The organism is Marinomonas fungiae, from assembly GCF_001418205.1.
Lineage (GTDB): Bacteria > Pseudomonadota > Gammaproteobacteria > Pseudomonadales > Marinomonadaceae > Marinomonas > Marinomonas fungiae.
Map to the genome: position 1 here is coordinate 1 of NZ_LIQF01000034.1, position 3,132 is coordinate 3,132.

Below are 3,132 nucleotides of genomic sequence, written 5' to 3' on the forward strand. Positions count from 1 at the left end.
CGCTGGCAAAGAGGTCGTTTTTGATCGCGCTACGCTTCTTCATGGTACTGAACTATCGGGTGTTAGTGGTTGCTCGATACTATCACAGGGTTACCAGTGCTGTGAGCGAGGTTTTTCGAGGTGCCCAGTTAAATGGCTATGACTACTGTGTTTCTGATTTTGTCATCAGAATGGAAAACATCACAGTATGGTTAGCAGAGGGAAGGGTTTCAAAGGAGTTACTACAAAAGCTCATTACATCTATGATCATTGAGGAGGAGTATTCAGAAGAGTTGAAACTAGAGCTTCTTTTTGCTGTGGGGGATATTTAGTTTCAGAGCATCAGAAACGTTACGGTGGAGCTTAAAGCTGGCCTCGCCCCCTGTTGGGGACGGTGCCGTAACTCTTTCTACACATGGTAGATGAGATATGTGAACTGTAAGTACGCAAGGCAAATATATCAATATCAAATTGATAAATTGAGCCGATTTACATTGTCACTGCTCAATAGGTTGGAGATGGGATCTATGAACAAAACCTGCCAAATTTGTGATCAAGGGAATTTGAAAGCAATCGTCGAGTGGATTGATGTTGAGTGTGAAGGGCATTCAGGCAAGATCAAAAGCTGCTTGGCCAAGTGTGATTTTTGTGGCAGCGAGCAGGCCGGTACGACCGAGGCGCGTTTAAATAAGCGTGCCATGATCGCGTTTAAGAAAGAGGTGCAAGGCTTACTAACAGGTGAACAAGTCCGTGTTTTACGCAAAACGTAGGGTCTAAACCAAGAGCAAGCCGCAAAAGTTTTCGGTGGTGGCCCAGTTGCGTTCTCTAAGTATGAATCGGATGATGTCATGCAATCGGACTCGATGGATAAGCTGCTGCGTATGGCCGACGCATTTCCGATGATGCTAGAGAAGCTGATGCAAGAAGCGAGTGTAACCTCTAATAAAGAGTCTGTATGGGAAACTGTGCAGTATGTTGATTTCTCAGTGGCAGCTAAACAAAGCTTGAAAGTCGTGCGTTCTCATTCACTAAATGAAGAGATGGCCTATGGCTACTAAAAATAGTGCGAGCTTGCAAAAAGCGATTGATAACTTGTCTATTCAAGATGTCTATTTAAAGTCATCTCAAGCAGAATGCAGTGAGGATTTTGATCCTAAGCGCACTGAGCATACCGAGTTGCTTGTTCAACAAATGCATACCGTGCGCAGAGGCGAAGTGCTTCAGACGAATGAAGACGAGCTAATTTTAAAAGTGTATGTTCGTTTGGGAACTCGCTGGATTCTGCCTGTTGAAGACGATGACCCTGAAGTGAAAGCTTTTGTTGAGGCTGACTTTATTGCTGAGTATTCAATGGCTGAGTTGCTGGAGACGGAAGCTGTTGATGAGTTTTCGTTAAAAAACGCTAGCTTTCATGTTTGGCCATATTGGCGTGAGTTCTTAAGTTCACAGTGTGAGCGTTTACGCCTACCGAGAGTTGTATTGCCCGCCGTTCAATTTAATCGCTAGGAATATCTTGCTGAGCTAAGTGCTCGTTAAACTAGCTCAGCAGTTCTTACTCCCTTTCAAAAACTCTTCATCAATCTTCTTAGTATCAAAACCTTGTTCATCCCCACTCAGAATATTGCACAGAGGCAAGAAAGGTGGATGCATGTTTTCTTGGAAATTTGGAATCAATAAAGTGCTTTAAGCCCGCTAATAGTCACTCCATTTGCACCTCCAACTACTATCTGGCTCTTAACACAGAAAATTAGCGATTACAGATAGCGACTGCAGGGCAACTCTGAAGATACCATATCCACTGGATATTTAACCAGGAAGCATGATTATGAATATTAGTGTTTTTACGAGCTCGCTCGGATCTATCTCAGCGTTAAGACAAGCGTTTTCATCACTAGAGCTAAACACAGACCTAGTCGTTACAATTGAGCATGTGTTAGAGCAGCCTAGCAATGAATGCCACCTTACTGTATTCCACAGCACAGATGACGAAAACACCCCATTCTCCCCTACTTCACGCAAGCAATTGCTACTAACAGGGCAATGCTCAGCGCGAGAAATTCACCACGCCCTATCTATTGCTTTTGCGGAGTTCGACTATGAGCACCAGCAATTTTCTGATGAAAACTACATCGCTTTAGAAATGGTTCCTCAATAATCTGCTCATTTTTTGATTCCCCATGTCTGGTTTGGACAAGGGGAATCGCTAAACCGTAAAGATTTAGCAAAGATGCAATTTAGGCACTCGTAAACGGCATTTTGGCTCTTTCATCTCCCGCGACTTTTTATAGGCTCAACTTGCAACACAGTAGATCAACCTTGGGCCATTTCTTTTCAACCGCAGATTCTGCATTGACAGAATACGCCTCTTTAATTGCACATAATTCCAAGAGAACCTTAAGATGAACGAGCACACAAACTCATATTTAGAGTTAAAATCAGTTAAGACTTTAGCAGAAGAATTGTCAGCAGGAACAACACTTTGCATCTCTGACCCTGATTACACTCCACCAAAAACTAAAGATTTAGAATTGCTACTCAGTGATTCAGCTCTCACAACTGACGAAACTGCAGAGCTATTAGGCGTATCAGAAAAACTAGTGCAAGAGTGGCTGGCTAAAGATCCTGATGAATCATCGAGCATATCATACCCTGCCTGGCGCACTTTAATCCTAGAACTGGGCGTCAGCAAACCAGATATCAGTTCATATAAAGGCAAATGGTGGGTTATCAATATGTCTAAATTTGCTAACGACATGAGACACAATCCCGCAACTCCCATTTATAAAGGTCCATATGTCAGCTACAGGCAAGCCTGTAACATCGCTGAAAATAAAAATTCGAATTCATTCTATGATTATTTTAAGTTGCACTTAGAAAACGTTGAAGATGCTCCCAAAGATCCTGATGACTATGAATATTGGGAAGGTGTCTATAACGAATGGAATGAGTCAGAATGCGCTATGTATGATGCTATTCCCTCTGACGATTTAGACTTTCATGGTCTAGGTGATTTATTGGACTCAGAAACTAGCAACTAACTCTTCATCGCTCTTCCAATCTAAGGATACTACGAACAAGTCAGATAATTTCGCTCTGACTTGTTCTGTGCACCAACCACACTTCAAACATGCCTTTTAATCGCGATTTTTTCGC

The 3,132-nt window shown here is 42.5% G+C and carries 5 protein-coding genes and 1 pseudogene; all 6 read left to right on the forward strand.

Annotated features, from left to right (window positions below; all coding sequences use genetic code 11):
* A partial coding sequence (locus ASC49_RS19505) for a hypothetical protein (protein ID WP_211262103.1) occupies window positions 1-311 on the forward strand: 311 nt, incomplete at its 5' end.
* 195 nt (window positions 312-506) lie between these two features.
* Window positions 507-749 (forward strand): hypothetical protein, encoded by a 243-nt coding sequence (locus ASC49_RS19980; protein ID WP_211262104.1) that lies wholly within the window; start codon window positions 507-509, stop codon window positions 747-749.
* Window positions 750-761: 12 nt separating this feature from the next.
* Window positions 762-1,037 (forward strand): annotated as a pseudogene (locus ASC49_RS19985) (hypothetical protein); the annotation flags it as partial.
* Window positions 1,027-1,485 carry a hypothetical protein gene (locus tag ASC49_RS19515; RefSeq protein WP_055464881.1) on the forward strand — a complete coding sequence of 153 codons (459 nt, stop codon included), beginning with the start codon at window positions 1,027-1,029 and terminating at the stop codon, window positions 1,483-1,485. The pseudogene ASC49_RS19985 and the gene ASC49_RS19515, both read left to right, overlap by 11 nt.
* Window positions 1,486-1,804: 319 nt before the next feature.
* On the forward strand, window positions 1,805-2,134 hold the full coding sequence (locus ASC49_RS19520; protein ID WP_055464882.1) for a hypothetical protein: 330 nt from the start codon (window positions 1,805-1,807) through the stop codon (window positions 2,132-2,134).
* A 244-nt stretch (window positions 2,135-2,378) separates the two neighbouring features.
* Window positions 2,379-3,017: a MerR family transcriptional regulator gene (locus tag ASC49_RS19525; RefSeq protein WP_055464883.1), complete on the forward strand. Its 639-nt coding sequence runs from the start codon at window positions 2,379-2,381 to the stop codon at window positions 3,015-3,017.
* Window positions 3,018-3,132: the final 115 nt, after the last annotated feature.